This window comes from Pseudoalteromonas shioyasakiensis (genome assembly GCF_022398475.1).
In the GTDB taxonomy this organism is placed as follows: Bacteria; Pseudomonadota; Gammaproteobacteria; order Enterobacterales; family Alteromonadaceae; genus Pseudoalteromonas.
Genome location: NZ_JAKEVM010000015.1, coordinates 20,960 through 38,974, shown reverse-complemented (window position 1 = coordinate 38,974; position 18,015 = coordinate 20,960). Strand labels below are relative to the sequence as shown.

Below are 18,015 nucleotides of genomic sequence, written 5' to 3'. Positions count from 1 at the left end.
ATTAATTGCCGTTATCTAAGTTATACGTCGGTTTTTCGTGTTTGATACCCTTCACAGCTTCAGCAACTTCTGCAGGCATGTATTCTTCATCATGCTTTGCAAGTACTTCAAAGGCATCAATTTCATTGGCTTTAACTAACACACCCTGCGCCACAATCCCTTGGCCTTCACGGAATAAATCCGGCAAAATCCCTTGATAATTAATTGTCACCATAGGGCCTTTATCAATCAGTTTAAAGCTTACCTTTAAGCTTGATTCGTCACGAACAACTGAGCCAGGTACAACCATGCCACCAATACGTAACTTTTGGCCAATATGCGGTTTTTCTTTGTTTGGTCCTTTACCCTCAACAAGTTCACTTGGGGTATAGAATAAATTAATGTTTTCTTGCAGTGCGTACAGCACTAAACCAATGGTTGCACCCACACCAAAAATAATGGCTACAACTGCTAATAAACGTTTTTTACGTCTTGGATTCATTGCCCTGCCTCTTGCTTCGCTTTCTTAATCCGCTCTTCACGTTGTGCTTGCTGCTTTACTGAAGAGAAAATACGTTTTGTATCGTTTAACGAACTAAATAAAATACCGAGTAAAATTAATGCACAGCTACCAAAAGACAACCATACATAAAAGCCATAGCCACCCATGGCAATAAAATCTGCAAAAGAATCAAACTGCATGATTAACCTCGCTCAACCATATCACGCACCCAAGGGCGATGCTTTTCACGTTGGAGAATTTCGTTTTTAAGGCGGATTAACGTCACCACACCAACAAAACCTGCAAACGCAACAATGTTAACCATTAATGGCCAAAACATGCTTGGATCAATGGCTTTAGTATCAAACTTTGTAATGGTTGCACCTTGATGCAAGGTATTCCACCACTCCACCGAGAAGTGAATAATCGGTAAGTTGATAACCCCAACAATGGCTAAGATACAAGCAGCACGCCCCGCTGCTTTTTTATCTTCAAAAGCATGATAAAGCGATAACACACCAAGGTATAAAAATAACAGAATTAATTCAGAGGTAAGACGTGCATCCCACACCCACCATGCCCCCCACATAGGTTTACCCCATGCTGCACCGGTAATTAATGCTATCGCTGTCACACATGCCCCGACAGGTGCAATTGCAATCACTGCAAGTTCTGCATTACGTAATTGCCATACTAGTGCGATCACTGCTGCAATCGCCATAGAAGAGTAAGCGCCCATAGATAAAATAGCTGAAGGCACATGGATAAAAATAATTCGGTAGCTGTCTTTTTGTTGGTAATCGGCTGGGGCATAAGCAAGCCCCCAGACCCATCCAACAATCATACAAACCACCGTAACGACGGCGAAATAAGGCAGTAAGGTGTTACACAATTGGTAAGCACGATCTGCTTTTGCGTAGGGATGTAACCACTTCCACATATTAACTTACACTCACTTTCAATGCTGACGATATGGCAATTGGCGCCGCTATAATCGCTACGATTAGCATGGCACCAAGGATTGCAAGCTGTCCGCTATAGGCAAGCTCCATAGAGCTGGTATCAATAGCCGAGGTTGCAAAAATTAGTACAGGGATATACAAAGGCAAAACAAGCAAACTCATTAAAATGCCGCCTTTTTGTAGTCCCACAGTGAGTCCAGCGCCAATTGCGCCAATGAAGCTAAGCAATGGCGTACCTAACAATAAGGTCAGAACGGTTGCTAAAAGCGCTGAACTTTCTAAATTCAATAACAAAGCAAATACCGGAGTCATTAACACTAAAGGCAACCCCGTGATCACCCAATGCGCTGCCACTTTTGCAAGAACAGTTAACGGTAATGGGTATGATGAAGCAATTAATTGCTCTAGTGTTCCGTCGTGATAATCATCACGAAATAGCTTATCTAGGCCTAACATAGTCGACAGTAACGCAGCGACCCAAATAATGCCCGGAGCCATACGAGCAAGTAGACCGGGTTCAGGGCCAATTGCTAACGGAAAAAGTGTAATAACAATAAGAAAAAACAAGATAGGGTTAACGATTTCAGCACGCTGACGAAACGCTAATTTAAGATCTTTAGAAAAAACCGCAGAGAATAATTGCCAATACGAATGCTGTTTTACCATTAGTGGCGATACTCCAAAGTCACTGTTTGTAAGTCACTAAAATGTGTCGTTAAATCTTGGTGGGTCGTTAAAAGAATCGCGCCGCCAGCATTTAGGTGCTCAACAAAGCGTTCTTGTAAAAATGCCACACCGCTTTTATCAAGGGCTGTAAATGGCTCATCAAGGATCCATAGTTTGGCGCTGTTTAACCACAGTCTTACTAGAGCGACACGGCGCTGTTGCCCTGCTGACAACATACGAACAGGCACATCCTCAAGACCCACCAAGCCTATTTTTGCTAAGATCGGATACAAGTCTTGTTTGCTATCGTAGCCATTAATTTTTAGCCAAAATGCGACATTCTCAAGGGCAGTAAGTTGTGTATTTACCCCTGTTTTATGGCCGATGAATAATAACTCTTGTGCATATTCATCATAGTATTTTGTAATCGAGCGTTCTTGGAACAAAACATCGCCTTCATCCGCCATAGCGAAACCCGCGATAATACGCAATAATGATGTTTTACCAGCCCCATTCGGACCAGCTAACTGCATAATTTGTCCCGATTTCAAGCTGAAATTAAGATCCGCAAACAAACAACGATCTTGCTTGATGCAGGTGACGGCCTTAATGTGTAACAAGATGACGATTCTCTATACCCAAAATTAGGCGTTAGTCTACCATAATGATAGGGTAATACGAATATTGCTTTAAAACGATTAACTTATATTTGATCTAAAATAATGAATAAACAAAGCCAGTTGACTCTCAGCACTCAGCTTAATCTAGACCCAAAAGCAATCAGCAGTGCATCACAGCAATCACCTAATGATGCCTTAAAAATGCTGGCTGAGCAGAGCCTAACTGCCCGTAATATCGTGATTGGTAAGCACAGTGTGCAAATGGACGTGCTAATCAATAACTCATGGCAAACATTACGCTTATCAACAGAGCAAGAAAACCTTAAAACTGAGCGCTTTTTAGCGGCCAATATTCAATTAAGTAGTGATGGTAAACAGCTGACTATCACACCAGCACCGCTGACGATTACACTTGGCAAAAGCCAGCAATTACAAGCACTACTGAACTTGCTAACGCAAGGGAGTGCAAATACAAATATGCCTCACCCGGCTCAGATTGCGCCAAGTAAACCTTTACTACAACTACCGGCATTAAAAGCTGAGTTTGCTCTTAACAATAGCCTGGTTGCTCTTTTAAAAGCTGAAGCACCACTTAAAGCCATTTTGCTGCCTGCTACCAACCAACAAAATAGCTTTAATTTAAACATTATTAATCGCTTTGGGGATTCTCTCCATCAGCAAAGTGTTAGCCAACAAAAAGTAGCTGAGTTGGTGGCTAAGCTAACCCCTGAAATGAATTTAAAATTAGCTGGGCAACAAGTACAGTTAAGCGTTGCAAACAAGCAAAGTACTGAATTAACTTTACCGCTACCGGCAATATCGCCAAAACAAGCTAAGCAAATTCAAGCGCAGTGGCAATTTCATCCTCATGCATTAAAACTAATACCCCAGCAAGTTAAAAATACTGTTGAACTTATAAATAAAGCACCTGTGCAACAAATACTGTTAAAGAACTCTCTGTCAGAGACATTCAATCAAGCATTAAAAAGCCAAGCTGTTGAACCTAAGAGTACGTTGATAGCGCCATCGAGCAGCTCAAATTCCCCCATTAGCTCTTGGCTAAAAGACAGTTTTGCTGATTTAAAAACGCGTATTAGTGATGCAGTGCGCTATTTTGAAAAGCTCCCCGCTACCACCAAAGCGGCTGTTAACCAGTCAACGCATCAGCTGATTGAAAGCAAAAATACAATTAGCCAACTGGGCTTTAATGCTAATAAAATCAATATAGTAAAGTTTGCCGCTATTCAACAAAGCGCGCCACAACACGCCGTCCCCCAAGTATCGCAAAAAACCAGTGGACCAGTTTCAGCAAATACGCCATTACCTGCGACTAAACAGACAGAGCCATTAACCGAAAGTCAGTCTACAAGGCAAGTTAGCTTACCCGTGAGTTATAACAAGACTCCACCTTTAATACAGTTACTGCAACGGATAAAAGTCAGCTTAGAGCCGCTTGTTAGCGTGCAGCGCCCTGCAACTCAAATAGCAATCAATAGTAAAGCGCAAACTCCTGCTTTGAATAAAGATACGGCTTTACAACAAGCACCTGTAGACAACAAAGCAGTTAGCGGCGCTGTTACTGCCATGAAATCTGACAAACCAGCCTCAGAGCAGCTCGCCCAAGCTAAAAGTAACCTTGCTAATTCAGTAGTTAAAAACCCGAGTGAGCAGGTTACAAAAACTAAACAAGCGACATTAAGCACAGACCCAAATTCTTCTGCGCTAAATGTAAAGCCTGATTTAAAAGGAGCACCTGCCCCTTTGCAACAACAGGCTGTAAAAACAGTGGTTAAAAACCTTGTAGCGGCAGAGCCTAACGAGCAAGTAAAACAAAATAATCTAGCGACTCGAACACCAGCTGAGCAAACAGCAGGATTACAAAAATTTGCCCAGCAGCAAACTCAATTACATGCCCCCTACTTAGCTTTGAAAGAACCCAACTTGAGTCAGCCATTGTTGCCGATAAGACCGATTGAGGCTGCACTGATTGCGAAGCTATTACCGCTTCCTGAAAGCAAACCTTTAGCAAGCACACCTATACCAGTGCAATTAACAGAAAAACTTGTAGCTCTGAGTGAGCAAAACACATCGTCTTCGGTAGATTTGAATCGACTCGTAAATCAAGCATTTAATCGCATGATCTCGAGTCAAAACATGCACCCTACTACGATTGAACGAGAGCTTTTAAGTATCCTCAGGCCAACAGCATTACCCAGCCAGACTCAGCAAGCGAGCTTTAGCCAAGGGTTAGAACAATTAGCTGTGGCTTCACTTGCCGCGCCAATTATTAATCAAGCACCAACCAACCTTAGTTTTAATAATCAAACAGGTCTTGATGCCTTACTGCAAGTGTTAGTGCCCAACTTTAAAGCCGTTAACGGTAATAAATTACTCGAGCAGCTACAGCAGCCTGCGATACAAGCCATGGCGGCTGAAGCTTCACAACTAAAAAACACTTTGGCTCAGGTGCAAACAACACCTATCAATCAGCAACAAGATAACAGTGCTTTAGCGCAATTTTTCTTGCCGATGAAATTACCTCCTGAAACAGGGCAAACAGAAATCAGCTTAGGACAGTATAAAAAGCCAAGTAAAAATAAACTCGAAGCGAAAAATGTCTGGTTTGTGCGCTTGAACTTTGATTATGCACAGCTTGGCAAGTTACAAATTACCGCAGAGGTGATGGATAAAGCAGTTGATTGCCAGTTGCTCGCTTCTTCACAAGAAGTGACAGCGCTTGCTCATCCGCATTTAGAAACACTGCGTCATAAATTAGCAGGCCATGGCTTAAATGTAGGTGAGTTAAACTTGCAACAAGGAACGTCAAGCCACCAAGCTTTTTATAAATCCCATGCGATTATTAACATTAAGGTATAATTCTTATGAGTGAACAAGCGGTGCATAAATCAGCAATTGGCTTACTCTACGAAGCTGGTAGCTCGCCACGAGTAACCAGTAAAGGCTTTGGTGAATTGGCTGAAGAAATCGTCAAACTTGCTGAGCAAAAAGGTATTTTGATACACCAAGATGCTGATTTAGCACAAACCTTATCACATCTTGAGTTAGGTGAAGAAATCCCGAAAGAGCTCTATTATGTCATTGCCGAGTTAATTGCTTTTTCGTACGTATTGCGTGGTAAATTTCCACCAGGTTGGCAAGACTTTCAAGGTAAGCTCAACATTCAAGCCTAGTGCTCAAATGTACTCAAATAAAAAAGCGCCTTATTGGGCGCCTTTTTGTTTATGAAGTGACATGAGTAGCTCAGCTTCGGCTCTGGGTAATTCGCATTCACGAATTATTTCTTCTAAATCAGCGCCTAGCTCAACCATTTTAACCGCTCGCGAATAAATTTTCGCATTCGGATCATCATATTTTTGTGCATCTTGTAGCTGTTCAAGCTCTTTACTTTTTTCTTCAACAGCAACAACGCGTTTGCCAATACTCAGCATGCCGGCTCGCATCTCAGCCACTTCGCTACGTAAAATACTCAATTGCTGTTGAGCTTCTTGTAACTGTTTTTGCTTGGCTTGAATCGCCGCCGCTTGCTTATTGTTATTGACAAAAATAAGCCCCAAACACACTAATACAAGTAAGATTGAGGCACCAAACAAAGAGTATAACAGCATATAATTTCCAAACGCTTATAGTGCGCTTAGCTCGTCCCACTCATCGTCATTTAATAATTTATTAAGATCAACCAAGATCAGTAACTCACCATCACGGTTAGATACACCTTGGATAAACTTAGCACTTTCCTCTGTGCCAATATTTGGCGCACTGTCAATTTCAGAGCTACGTAGGTAAACCACTTCTGCGACACTGTCGACTAAAATACCAATCACTTGCTTTTCAGCTTCAATGATAACGATACGAGAGTTATCAGTGACCTCAGCACCCATTAAGCCAAAACGTGCACGAGTGTCGATAACAGTAACAACATTACCACGTAGGTTAATAATACCTAATACATAAGAAGGCGCACCTGGTACAGGAGCAATTTCGGTATAGCGAAGTACTTCTTGCACTTGCATTACGTTAATGCCGTACGTTTCTTCTTCAAGTTTAAAGGTTACCCACTGTAACACTTCATCGTTGCTATCAGCGTTTTTATTTGCTGACAGTAGTCTTTCTTCACTCATGCTATTACTCCGTAAAAATAGTTACTGCTCACGGCTGTCTAAGCCCTGCTCTAGCAATTGATTTAAATTTTCAACGTCAATCAAGGCGCACATTTTCTCTTTGATGACACCTGCAAGCCAAGGCCGCTTACCTGATTTTGCTCGCCATTTTACATCTTCTTTACGAAGCGTAATATTATTTACGAGCTTTTCAGCCAATAATCCCCATTGGCTATCACCTAAGGTGATTAAATACTGATAATCTAATGATTGTTCTAATTTTTCATCATACTTTTCTGGCATAACCCAACGTGCAGTATCAACAACATTTAGTTTTTCTTCACGGTTTAGCATTACACCTTTAAACCATTTAGGTTTACCAAATAATTGGTTAACCTCTGCCAGCTTATGAATTCCCCCTAATGCTTTTAACGGTACAGCAAGCGTTAACCCTGCAACCTCAAAGAATAATGCCTGAAATTCACCATCAAAATAGTCTTCTTGACGATCAGACGAGGTTTTTGCAACCAGTTCAGCTTTAGGTTCTGCGACTATATCTTTGATATTAGCTTGGTTCTCGGTTTTCTCAAGCTCTTTAGTCGGTTCAGGGGGTGGTAAAACAGGTTCTGGAGTAGGCTGAACGTCTGTCAGCTTTTCTTCCGTCTTAGTTTCAGGCTCTTTAACCTGCTCCAGCAGCTTTGCGACTGGCTCAAGATTTTGGTCTGTAGGCTCATCTTCACACAACAAAGCGCCCAAATATTGGGTCATCACTTTTTCATTGGCAAATAAATGCTTACTCATCTTTAACCTTGTGCAACTAAGTAATCAAGCAGTGCACGATAGGCAAAAACGCCACGCGAACGCGGGCAAAATTGAATCGGCACTTGCTGTGCTAAACTAGCATCTCTAAACTTTGTATCGACAGGCACCACGCCTGACCATACTTTATCTTTGTAATTATCCTGCAGAGTCTTGTAAGCTTCAAGTGATGCTTTAGTACGTTTATCGTACATTGTAGGAATAATTGTATATTGGTACTGTTTTGCTTGCGATGTTTGCATCAGCTCCATCGTACGCATCATACGATCAAGCCCTTTTAAGGCCAAAAATTCTGTTTGTACTGGCACTAAAATTCGCTCACTGGCTGCAAGAGCATTAACCATCAAAACCCCTAAAACAGGCGGGCAATCAATAATCGCATAATCATAATGGTCGCTAATTTTGGCCAGTGCTTTTTTAAGTATTAAGCCCATGCCATTTTTATTGCCCATGCTTCTATCAAGCGTCGCGATTGCCATAGTCGCAGGTAAGATATCAAGGTTTTCAAGTGTTGATGGACATAGAGCCTGTAAAATTTCTTCACTGGCCATGTTATTGCCGCGCGCAAAGATATCATACACGCTAACTTCTAAGTCTTCTGAATCGATACCAAAATAATAAGTCAATGATGCATGCGGATCGGTGTCAATAAGTAACACGCGTTTTCCTTGTAAAGCGAGAATACCAGCAAGGCTAACGGCTGTTGTTGTTTTCCCTACTCCACCTTTTTGATTCGCTACGGTCCAAACTTTCACATCACACCTTATTATTGTTCATTGCGCGTGGTAATCCTAATGCCACCATGTGGTAATTGAATCACTTTAATGCTGTTATCATCGCTTGGCAACTCAATTTCTGTCGTCTGTTGGGGTTGGTTTTGTGACTCTTGTTCAGTATTTTCTGGCTCTTTTGGCGGTAAGCCATATTTAGACAATGCAACAACCACTTTGCGGTTTTCTGCTCGGCCTTGCTCAGTGTCATTACTTGCGAAGGGCGAATACTGCCCGTAGCCTTCAATAGCCATACGTGCAGGGTTAATGCCTAAACTCTCAAGCTCAACCAGTACGGATGTAGCCCGCGCTACAGATAGCTCCCAGTTTGAGCGAAACATCTCATTACGAATACCTTCGTTATCGGTATAACCACGCACGCGAATGTAGTTATCAACCGGTGCGATAATATCTTTCACTAAACCAACAACTTGCTTGGCACGCTGCTGTGCAACAGCACTGCCCGATGAAAACAGCATACCTGAACTTAATTCGATGATAAGCCAATCTTGGTGAAGCTCTAAACTCGCTTCACCATCACGAATTTCATCAATAAGCGCAGACTGCAATTTAGTAAGTAAGCTGTCGAGAGGCTTGCCGAGATGTTTTTTCTCAATATTGCTGGTTTCGCTTTGCCCATCGAGTAATTCAGGGCCTTGCTCATCTTTACGAATGCTCTCACCGTATAGAATGTCGTTCTCAGGGCTGACTCTGTCAGTTAGTATGCCTGTGCCGTTAACCCCAGTGCCAACCTGTTGTTGCTGACGAGCTGATTTTTCGAACACCTGCTCCAGTGAGTCTGAGAGAATTTGAAAATCTTCATTTTTACTAATTGCGATAGCATACATGACCACAAAAAAAGCAAACATGATGGTCATGTAATCGGCATAAGAGACAAGCCAGCGTTCAGTATGTTGGTTTTTTGACGTGTTATGACGCAGACGACGGCGCATCATAATAAATTACTCGTCAACTAAGCTTGGGCGCTCTACACGGTACGCCTCAAGTTTTAGTTCGATATTTAGTGGGCTTTCACCTTGCGAAATAGCAATAATGCCTTCAGCAAGTAGTTCATGATACAGCATTTTTTGCTCAATTTGCTGCTTAAGTTTGTTCGCCATAGGCAAGAATAATAAGTTAGCTAAACCAACACCATAAATAGTAGCGATAAACGCAGTAGCGACACCGGCACCCAGTTTTTCAGGATCGGTGATAAATTGCATGGCCAGAATCAAACCGAGTACCGCACCTAGAATACCAATTGTAGGGCTATAACCACCCATTGCTTCGTAAACCCGGCTTACCTCTAGTAAGCGCTCGCGTTCAAGCATTAAATCAATTTCAAGGGTATCTCTGAGCTTTTGCTCATCAATCCCGTCAACAAGTAGACTCAACCCCTTTGCCGCATAAGGATCTGAATGCGACAGCGCTTCAGACTCAAGGGCTAAGTAACCTTCTTGGCGTGCTTTGTGTGACCAACGCTTAACTTGTTCGATGGCTGCATCAATATCGTGATATGGCGGAAAAAACACCCAATGACTGATCTTTAGTGTTTTAGTAAAAACACTTGCAGGGGTTTGCAGCATCACAGCCCCAAGCGTACCACCGAGTACGATGATAAGCGCAGGACCATTAAATAGTGCAGAAACAACACCGCCCTCTAATGCATAACCAAAGGCGATGGCACTTATCGCGACAATTAAGCCAAGAAAAGATAGCTTATCCACAACCAGTCTCACGTGTTAGGCGAGCTGCAACATCGGTTAGTGCTAAGCTCTCGCTCGCCAGCCCCGCATTTGCAACAGCTTGTGGCATACCATACACCACACTGGTTTTTTCATCTTGCGCCCAAATAGTAGCACCGACTTGCTTAAGCATACGCGCACCATCACGGCCATCAGCGCCCATGCCCGTTAATACGACAGCTAGCACATCACCACCAAAGGTTTTTGCAGCACTAGCAAAAGTCACATCAACACTCGGTTTATAAGTAATACGCGGACTGTCGTCTTCAAACACACGTAGTGTGCGAGAGCCGCCTCGTCCTTCTATTAGCATTTGTTGACCACCAGGTGCTAAATAAGCGGTACCAGGCATTAAGCGGTCACCATTCTGCGCTTCTTTCACATTGATTCTGCATAAGCCATTGAGGCGGGCTGCAAAAGCAGGTGTAAACGCAGCTGGCATATGCTGAATAAGCAAAATTGGATGCGGAAAGTTAGCTGGCAGCTGAGTTAAAATTGTTTGTAGCGCTACAGGTCCACCGGTTGATGTACCAATAGCAACCAACTGATATTGCTTGCCCGAAGCGCGAATGTTACTTGTACTCGATGACGAGGCTGCAGGCGAGCTAGCAGGAGCTGGACGGCTAAAGCTGCGATCAGGCTGAACAATCCCGCTGCGAGCACTTGTACTGCTACTGCTCCGTGGTACAGGTGCCGGAGTTGGTCGCGAAATAGGTGCTGGGCGCGCAAAACGAGAAAGGCGACGGCGACCAATCTCTTTTACTTTATTTTGTAAAAGCGCGATTGCATCTTCATTGTTGCGCGCAATATCTTCGAATTTTTTCGGTAAAAAATCTAAGGCACCAGCATCAAGTGCATCTAGGGTTGCTGTTGCACCATCACGGGTGAGTGATGAGAACATTAGAATAGGAGTCGGTGTTGCTGCCATTATTTCTTTCACGGCACTAATGCCATCAAGAACCGGCATTTCAACATCCATAGTAATTACATCAGGTTTTAATTCACGGGCTTTATCGACCGCTTCACGACCGTTTACGGCAAAACCAATCACTTGAATATTGCTGTCTTGCTCTAAAATTTCGCTTACACGGCGGCGAAAAAAGCTTGAATCATCAACAACTAATACTTTGACTGCCATTGGCACTCTCTTGTTTTATATCATTCAAAGTGCAGCTAAATGCTGCACTTTATTATTTATTATTAGCCAACGTAGTGTTTAAGCATGCTAGGTACGTCGAGGATCAATGCAATGCCACCATCAGAAGTAATTGTCGCACCTGCCATACCTGGTGTGCCTTGTAATAAGGCATCTAAAGGTTTAATAACAACTTCCTCTTGACCTATTAACGAGTCAACTACAAAGCCCACTTGCTTAGTACCTATTTGTACAATCACCACGTGACCTTCGGCTTTACGCTCTTGGCGGTTGGCACCTTTTACTAACCAATGTTGTAAATAGAAAAGCGGGATCGCTTTTTCACGTACAATAATTGTCAGTTGGCCATCAACTACGTTAGTTTTAGTTAAATCAAGGTGGAAAATTTCGCTAACACCAGCAAGTGGTAATGCAAAAGTTTGCTCACCCACAACAACCATTAAGGTCGGTAAGATAGCAAGTGTTAATGGCACCTTGATTTCAAGTACAGTACCTACACCCAGCTCAGACTGAATATTAACCGAGCCATTTAACTGAGTGATTTTAGTTTTAACAACATCCATGCCCACACCACGGCCTGAGATGTCAGAGATCTCTTCTTTGGTTGAGAAACCTGGTGCAAAGATTAAGTTGTACGCTTCGGTATCCGACAAGCGACTTGCTTGGTCGTGATCGATCACCCCTTTGCTAATTGCGATTTTTTTCAGTTTCTCAGCATCCATACCTGCACCATCATCACGAATGGTTAGTAGGATGTGATCACCTTCTTGTGATGCCGAAAGCGTTACGGTACCTGTACGCGGTTTACCTGCGGCTTCACGCACATCTGGCATTTCAATACCATGGTCAACAGAGTTACGCACTAAGTGCACCAATGGATCAGCAAGTGCTTCAACAAGGTTTTTATCTAAATCGGTTTCTTCACCAACTAGCTGCAGGTTAATATCTTTTTTCAAGCTACGGGCTAAGTCACGAACAACCCGCGGGAAACGGCCAAATACTTTCTTAATTGGCTGCATGCGGGTTTTCATAACCGCGCCTTGCAAGTCTGCGGTTACCACATCTAGGTTAGAGATGGCTTTGCCCATTGACTCGCTATTGCTGTTATTAGCAAGGCTCACTAAGCGGTTTCGGACCAATACCAGCTCACCCACCATGTTCATGATTTCATCGAGACGTTTAGTATCAACACGTACCGTTGTTTCTGCCTGTGGTGGTGGCGCTTTTTTCGGTGCAGCAGAGGCTGCAGGCGATTTTTCTGGTGCTTTTGCAGGAGCTGGAGCAGGTTTAGGCGCTGCGGCAGCAGGTTTAGGCGCAGGTGCCGGTTTTGATGCTGCAGGCTGTGCTGGTTTTGCAGGTTCTGCTTTTGGTGGTTCAGGCGCTTTTTCTGGCGCAGCCGTTTCTAAAGACTGAGGAGCAGTACCTTTACCGTGTAATTCATCAAGCAGCGCTTCAAACTCGTCATCGCTAATTTCATCGTCTGAGTCATTGCTTGAAGTATCTGCTGCAGGTGCTTGAGGAGCCGGCTGTGCTGGTTTTGCTGCTTCAGGCTGAGCAGAAGTATCTTGTTTTACTTCACCAAAGTTACCAACGCCATGCAGTTCGTCTAATAAGCTGTCAAATTCATCATCGGTAATATCGTCACTATCACTGCTAATTGCTTCAGGAGCAGTCGCTGCTGGACCTTGCCCTTTGCCATGCAGTTCATCTAGTAAGCTTTCAAATTCGTCTTCGGTGATTTCGTCAATATTTTGAGGCTCAGCGCTGCTATCTGCAAGACCGCCGCCATCAAATAACATATCAAACGCAAACGGGTCATCTTCATCGATATTGTCTGTTGCTGTATCTGCTGTGACTTCAGGCGTATCAACAGCAGGCTCTTCAACTGCGGGTTCTTCAGGTGCAACTGCAACATCCTCTGCTACAGATAAGTCTTCACCTGCAAGCTCTTCTGCGGTTGGTGGCTGACTTAATTTATGAAGGACTTCTAATAGGGCTGGATCTGCAGGCTCTGGCTGTTCGCGATTTTGAATCGTAGCGAACATTTCGTTGATAGTATCGAGAGCCTGTAAAATTACGTCCATTAGTTCTGGTGTTACACTGCGTACACCTTGACGTAATAAATCGAAAACATTCTCTGCACCATGACACGCATCTACAAGCTCAGTCATACTTAAGAAGCCTGCACCACCTTTAACAGTATGGAAGCCTCTAAAAATGGCGTTTAATAGATCTTTGTCTTCTGGGTTGTTTTCAAGCTCGACTAATTGCTCTGACAAAAGCTCTAAGATTTCTCCTGCTTCAACAAGGAAATCCTGTAATATATCTTCATCGACTTCAAAGCTCATGCAGCTACTCTCCTCTTAGAAGCCCAGACTTGATAATAGATCATCGACTTCATCTTGTCCTGAGACAACATCATCGCGAGACTCTTTATCAATAATTGGCCCTTCAGGACCTGCTAGTGTGTCACTTGTTGCAGGTGCTTTTTCTATGGCCTGTTTTTCTTGTTGTTGATGACCATCTTCTTGACTGCCAAACACAGTTAAGAGATTAATTAAACTGTCTTCTACCTCTCGCACCAACTCAATAACACGGCGAATAACTTGTCCGGTTAAATCCTGATAATCCTGCGCCATCAGCACATTAGTCATCAAACCTTGGAGCTCATCGGTTTTGGTATGCGAGTTATTCATGAACTTATCTAAGCTATGACATAACGATTTAAATTCACCGAGTTCAATTTCTCGGTTCATTAAACGATCCCACGTAGGTTTGATTGCGGCAATTTCATCAGCAAGTTGTTGCGCTATTGGTAAACTTGCTTCAACCGCATCCATGGTTTTATTGGCGGCGCTTTCTGTCATTTCCATAACATAATTTAAGCGCTGCTTAGCGTCTGGGATCGCGTCGGTAGTTAAATCAGTGAGACGAGTATCTAGGTCAAAGTTTTTTAACGCTTCATGAAGCTGACGCGTCAATTTGCCGACTTCAGCAAACAACTCTGATTGTTCTTTTGATGCAGCGTCAAGAATGAGCTTATCTGCTTTTTCTTGTTCACCATTTTCAAGATACTCAACAAGTTGACGAGCTTGCTCTAAACTTATTTGAGGCGCAGCAAGTGCTGACATAAGCCTCTCCCCTTAGATTAACCTAAACGTTCAAACACTTTTTCCAATTTGGTTTTAAGTGTCGCAGCAGTGAATGGTTTAACGATATAGCCATTAACACCTGCTTGAGCAGCAGCAACAATTTGTTCTTTTTTCGCTTCAGCTGTCACCATTAATACAGGAATATGCTTAAGGCTATCATCAGCACGAATTGCACGTAACAAATCAATACCTTGCATACCAGGCATGTTCCAATCTGTTACAACAAAATCAAATTCTTGATTTTGTAGCATTGGCAATGCTGTTGAACCGTCGTCAGCTTCCTGCACATTGGTAAAACCTAAATCCCTTAATAGATTTTTAATGATACGTCTCATTGTAGAAAAATCATCAACAACAAGAATTTTCATGTTTTTATCCAAAACATCCTCCGGTGAGGTTTGAACCTTTATTTACTTACTACTAATTAATCCAGTCATTGATTTTTGCTTTGAGCTTAATCATCGCCTGACCATGTATTTGACTCACACGCGACTCGCTAACATCGAGTATGTGTCCTATTTCTTTTAAGTTCATTTCGTCGTTGTAGTACAAAGACAAAACGAGAGCATCTCTTTCTGGTAACGATTGGATAGCCGTTAATAGAGACTGGTTAAACCGCTCATTTTTAACGTTATTAAACGGTTTGTCTAGTCCTAAATCCTGACCTACTGGTGTGATGACGTCTTCATCTACACCTAAATCTTCAATACCTAATACTTTACTCGAATTTACATCATGTAGAATATGATGGTACTCATCTAGCGTAATATCAAGTTTTTCAGCGACTTCAGTATCTTTGGGCTCACGATTTAAAGTGCTTTCTAATTCGGAAATGGTTTCAGCCACAAGGCGGGCATTTCGGTGAACTGAGCGTGGCGCCCAGTCACCTCTACGAATTTCGTCTAACATCGCACCACGAATACGAATTCCAGCGAAGGTTTCGAAACTAGCACCTTTGCTAGCATCAAAGTTTTTTGACGCTTCAATTAGGCCTATCATGCCTGATTGAATTAAATCATCGAGTTGCACACTGGCAGGTAAACGAGCAATTAGATGGCACGCCACTTTTTTGACTAAAGAGGCATGTTTTTCGACAATCGCATTTAAATTCTGTGCTGATTGATATCCCATCGCTTTATTCACCGATGTTGTCATAGTTAGCCGTTTACTAGTTTTTCAATAAAAAATTCTAAATGGCCAGACGGTTGATTAGGGATCGGCCACTTAACTGCTTTTGTTGCTAATGTTTTAAACGCCACCGCTGCCGGTGAGTTCGGGAATAATTCAACAATCACCTTTTGACGTCGCGTAGATTTACGCATGTTCTCGTCATAAGGAATGGTTGCTACCAACTCCATTGAAACATCTAAAAAACGATCCGTTACTTTTGAAAGTTTAGCAAATAATTCTTGCCCTTCACGCAAACTGCGCACCATATTGGCAACAATTTTAAATTTATATACGCCATGCTCACGGCTAAGCACTTTAATAAGTGCGTAAGCATCAGTAATTGAGGTAGGTTCATCGCATACAACCACAACAACGTCTTGGGCTGCACGAGAAAAGCTTAATACCATGTCAGAAATACCTGCGGCGGTATCAACAATTAATATATCAAACTCGGTGTTTAACTCGCTAAAAGCGCGAATAAGGCCTGCATGCTCAGATGGCGTTAATTCAACCATACTTTGTGAACCAGACGTCGCTGGTACAATTTTGATGCCCGCAGGGCCTTCAACAAGAATTTCGTCAAGCTCACACTCGCCTGACAAAACATGAGATAAATTACGTTCAACACGAAGGCCAAGCATTACGTCACAGTTTGCCAAACCTAAATCGGCATCTAATACTAATACACGATTTCCTTGCTGACCTAATGCGATTGCGGTATTGAGTGAAACGTTGGTTTTACCCACTCCACCTTTACCGCCAGTAACAGCGATAACTTTAACGCCACTATTATTATTTTGATTCATTTTGCGCAGGCCGCTTGCTTGATCTAATACTGTGTTAATCATACATCCCTACTGTGTTCGACGCTACTGCTTGACGTCTTGAATGTTGTGCTTTTGCTCGTTTTAAATACAATTGTTCAGCTTTTTTCACTAGTTTTTCAGCATTCGCTACGCGAATATCCTCAGGAACGCGCTGACCGTTAGTAAGATACCCTATTGGCAGGCGATTTTGAATCGCTATGCTAATAATCTCACCTAAACTTAAAGATTCATCCAATTTAGTGAAGATACAGCCACTTAGGTGAACCTTTTTAAAGTGTCTTACGGTTTCTTGCAACACATTTATCTGTGCTGTAGCACTTAATACTAAATAACTACGAATATCAACACGCTGATTACGCATTAGGGTATTTAACTGCTCAGTTAAACGTAAATCACGTTGGCTCATACCCGCTGTGTCTATTAATACTAGACGCTTATTACGTAAATGGTATAACACTTCAGCTAATTCATTCGCATCTTTTACCTGCTTAACACCACAGCCAATAATACGACCATAAGTAGCCAATTGTTCGTAGGCACCAATTCTGTAGGTATCAGTGGTGATCAACGCCACTTTATCAGCACCATATTTTTGTGCACCCAGTGCAGCTAATTTTGCAACTGTGGTTGTTTTACCAACGCCTGTTGGACCAACTAACGCAAATACACCGCCTTGACGCAGAATTTCGTTATTAGTGGTATGCATTTGGTTTTCAACCATTTGCAGAAGTGCTTGCCACGCTTGTTGACGTGATACGTCGTCAGGAATGAAACAAGCCATTTGCTCTGCAACATCACGTTCAATACCCATACCTGCTAAGCGGTCAATCATACATGCACGAGTCGGATCACGGCGTGCCATATCTTGTTGCATTAAGCCAGATACTTGGTGTTCAAGTAATTGACGAATCGCATTCATTTCTTCACGCATGGTCGTCATTTCTGATTGATTCGCAGGTGCTGAGTTTTTGTGCTCGGCTGGTGAATCTAAATCATCAAAACCAGAATCTAAGTCGTCATCAAAACCTAAGCTATGTGCTTGAGTTTGTACACGAGGTGCTGCTTGCTGTTGATAACGAGGAGCTTGCTTATATTCAGGCTGTTGCTGCTCAAAGCTTGGCTCTTTTGGTTGATAGTGTTCACTCGTATCAATACCAGATTGACTAAACATTGACGCAAGCTCTGGCGAACGAGGGCGTGGGGCTTGACGCTCAAGTAACGCTTGTAGGCTATCAGCAACTTTCGCTTGCGGCTCAGGTTTAGCACGCATTGGCTCAGGTTTAACAAAGTTATGCTGTGGAGCAGGTGCTGATTGTGCCACTGCTGATTGTGCCACTGCTGGTTTAGCTTCGGCTTTCGGGGCTGCTTTGTCGTAATCAACAGCTGCAACGATTTCAACGCCGTTAGCAAGCTTTTTGTTCGACATAATAACCGCATCAACACCTAGTTCATCTTTCACTTCTTTCAGTGCTGTGCGCATATCTTTAGCAAAAAAACGTTTAATTTTCATGGTTCAACCCCTTTACTAT

General features: G+C 42.7%; 20 protein-coding genes. 2 read left to right on the top strand and 18 right to left on the bottom strand.

Annotated elements, in window-relative coordinates; translation table 11 throughout:
• Position 1: 1 nt before the first annotated feature.
• Genes ccmE through ccmA form a run of 5 tightly spaced genes read right to left on the bottom strand, consistent with a single transcriptional unit; the run spans position 2 to position 2,729 of the window.
• A complete protein-coding gene (gene ccmE, locus L1D51_RS04970; protein ID WP_054562161.1) occupies positions 2-481 on the bottom strand; it encodes a cytochrome c maturation protein CcmE in 480 nt (159 codons plus the stop codon).
• Positions 478-681, bottom strand: a complete 204-nt coding sequence (gene ccmD, locus L1D51_RS04965; RefSeq protein WP_054553244.1) for a heme exporter protein CcmD — start codon at positions 679-681, stop codon at positions 478-480. The genes ccmE and ccmD overlap by 4 nt, the downstream gene beginning before the upstream one ends.
• Before the next feature lie 2 nt (positions 682-683).
• A complete protein-coding gene (locus tag L1D51_RS04960; protein WP_054553245.1) occupies positions 684-1,421 on the bottom strand; it encodes a heme ABC transporter permease in 738 nt (245 codons plus the stop codon).
• Position 1,422: 1 nt separating this feature from the next.
• Positions 1,423-2,109, bottom strand: a complete 687-nt coding sequence (ccmB, locus tag L1D51_RS04955; RefSeq protein WP_054553246.1) for a heme exporter protein CcmB — start codon at positions 2,107-2,109, stop codon at positions 1,423-1,425.
• Positions 2,109-2,729 (bottom strand): cytochrome c biogenesis heme-transporting ATPase CcmA, encoded by a 621-nt coding sequence (gene ccmA, locus L1D51_RS04950; RefSeq protein ID WP_095209716.1) that lies wholly within the window; start codon positions 2,727-2,729, stop codon positions 2,109-2,111. The genes ccmB and ccmA overlap by 1 nt, the downstream gene beginning before the upstream one ends.
• Before the next feature lie 102 nt (positions 2,730-2,831).
• Here ccmA and fliK point away from each other — a divergent pair, with 102 nt between their 5' ends.
• Together fliK and L1D51_RS04940 are read left to right on the top strand one after the other, a co-directional pair.
• A complete protein-coding gene (gene fliK, locus L1D51_RS04945) occupies positions 2,832-5,606 on the top strand; it encodes a flagellar hook-length control protein FliK (RefSeq protein WP_239962952.1) in 2,775 nt (924 codons plus the stop codon).
• 5 nt (positions 5,607-5,611) lie between these two features.
• Entirely contained in the window at positions 5,612-5,920 is a 309-nt protein-coding gene (locus tag L1D51_RS04940) for an EscU/YscU/HrcU family type III secretion system export apparatus switch protein (protein WP_054562165.1), read from the top strand.
• A gap of 30 nt (positions 5,921-5,950) precedes the next feature.
• Here L1D51_RS04940 and L1D51_RS04935 read toward each other — a convergent pair whose 3' ends face one another.
• The 13 genes from L1D51_RS04935 to flhF form a co-directional block, all read right to left on the bottom strand.
• Positions 5,951-6,355: a DUF2802 domain-containing protein gene (locus L1D51_RS04935; RefSeq protein ID WP_055020709.1), complete on the bottom strand. Its 405-nt coding sequence runs from the start codon at positions 6,353-6,355 to the stop codon at positions 5,951-5,953.
• Between the two features lie 15 nt (positions 6,356-6,370).
• Positions 6,371-6,868, bottom strand: coding sequence for a chemotaxis protein CheW (locus L1D51_RS04930; RefSeq protein ID WP_054553251.1), 498 nt, complete (start codon positions 6,866-6,868; stop codon positions 6,371-6,373).
• Between the two features lie 21 nt (positions 6,869-6,889).
• Positions 6,890-7,648 carry a chemotaxis protein CheW gene (locus L1D51_RS04925; RefSeq protein ID WP_239962951.1) on the bottom strand — a complete coding sequence of 253 codons (759 nt, stop codon included), beginning with the start codon at positions 7,646-7,648 and terminating at the stop codon, positions 6,890-6,892.
• Between the two features lie 2 nt (positions 7,649-7,650).
• A complete protein-coding gene (locus L1D51_RS04920; RefSeq protein WP_054562168.1) occupies positions 7,651-8,421 on the bottom strand; it encodes a ParA family protein in 771 nt (256 codons plus the stop codon).
• Between the two features lie 11 nt (positions 8,422-8,432).
• On the bottom strand, positions 8,433-9,392 hold the full coding sequence (locus tag L1D51_RS04915) for a flagellar motor protein MotB (protein ID WP_054562169.1): 960 nt from the start codon (positions 9,390-9,392) through the stop codon (positions 8,433-8,435).
• A gap of 6 nt (positions 9,393-9,398) precedes the next feature.
• Positions 9,399-10,163, bottom strand: coding sequence for a flagellar motor protein (locus tag L1D51_RS04910; RefSeq protein ID WP_239962949.1), 765 nt, complete (start codon positions 10,161-10,163; stop codon positions 9,399-9,401).
• The gene (locus L1D51_RS04905; RefSeq protein WP_054562171.1) at positions 10,156-11,319 is read right to left on the bottom strand and encodes a protein-glutamate methylesterase/protein-glutamine glutaminase; all 1,164 of its coding nucleotides are present in this window, start codon (positions 11,317-11,319) and stop codon (positions 10,156-10,158) included. The genes L1D51_RS04910 and L1D51_RS04905 overlap by 8 nt, the downstream gene beginning before the upstream one ends.
• 62 nt (positions 11,320-11,381) lie before the next feature.
• The gene (locus tag L1D51_RS04900; RefSeq protein ID WP_239962947.1) at positions 11,382-13,685 is read right to left on the bottom strand and encodes a chemotaxis protein CheA; all 2,304 of its coding nucleotides are present in this window, start codon (positions 13,683-13,685) and stop codon (positions 11,382-11,384) included.
• 15 nt (positions 13,686-13,700) lie between these two features.
• Entirely contained in the window at positions 13,701-14,468 is a 768-nt protein-coding gene (locus L1D51_RS04895) for a protein phosphatase CheZ (RefSeq protein ID WP_054562173.1), read from the bottom strand.
• 17 nt (positions 14,469-14,485) lie between these two features.
• Complete coding sequence (gene cheY / locus L1D51_RS04890; protein WP_016708035.1) at positions 14,486-14,869, bottom strand: chemotaxis response regulator CheY; 384 nt, start codon at positions 14,867-14,869, stop codon at positions 14,486-14,488.
• Between the two features lie 40 nt (positions 14,870-14,909).
• Positions 14,910-15,620 carry an RNA polymerase sigma factor FliA gene (locus L1D51_RS04885; RefSeq protein WP_054562345.1) on the bottom strand — a complete coding sequence of 237 codons (711 nt, stop codon included), beginning with the start codon at positions 15,618-15,620 and terminating at the stop codon, positions 14,910-14,912.
• 26 nt (positions 15,621-15,646) lie between these two features.
• Positions 15,647-16,507: a MinD/ParA family ATP-binding protein gene (locus L1D51_RS04880; RefSeq protein ID WP_054553259.1), complete on the bottom strand. Its 861-nt coding sequence runs from the start codon at positions 16,505-16,507 to the stop codon at positions 15,647-15,649.
• A complete protein-coding gene (gene flhF, locus L1D51_RS04875; protein WP_239962945.1) occupies positions 16,500-17,996 on the bottom strand; it encodes a flagellar biosynthesis GTPase FlhF in 1,497 nt (498 codons plus the stop codon). Before flhF ends, L1D51_RS04880 begins: the two co-directional genes overlap by 8 nt.
• Between the last annotated feature and the right edge of the window lie 19 nt (positions 17,997-18,015).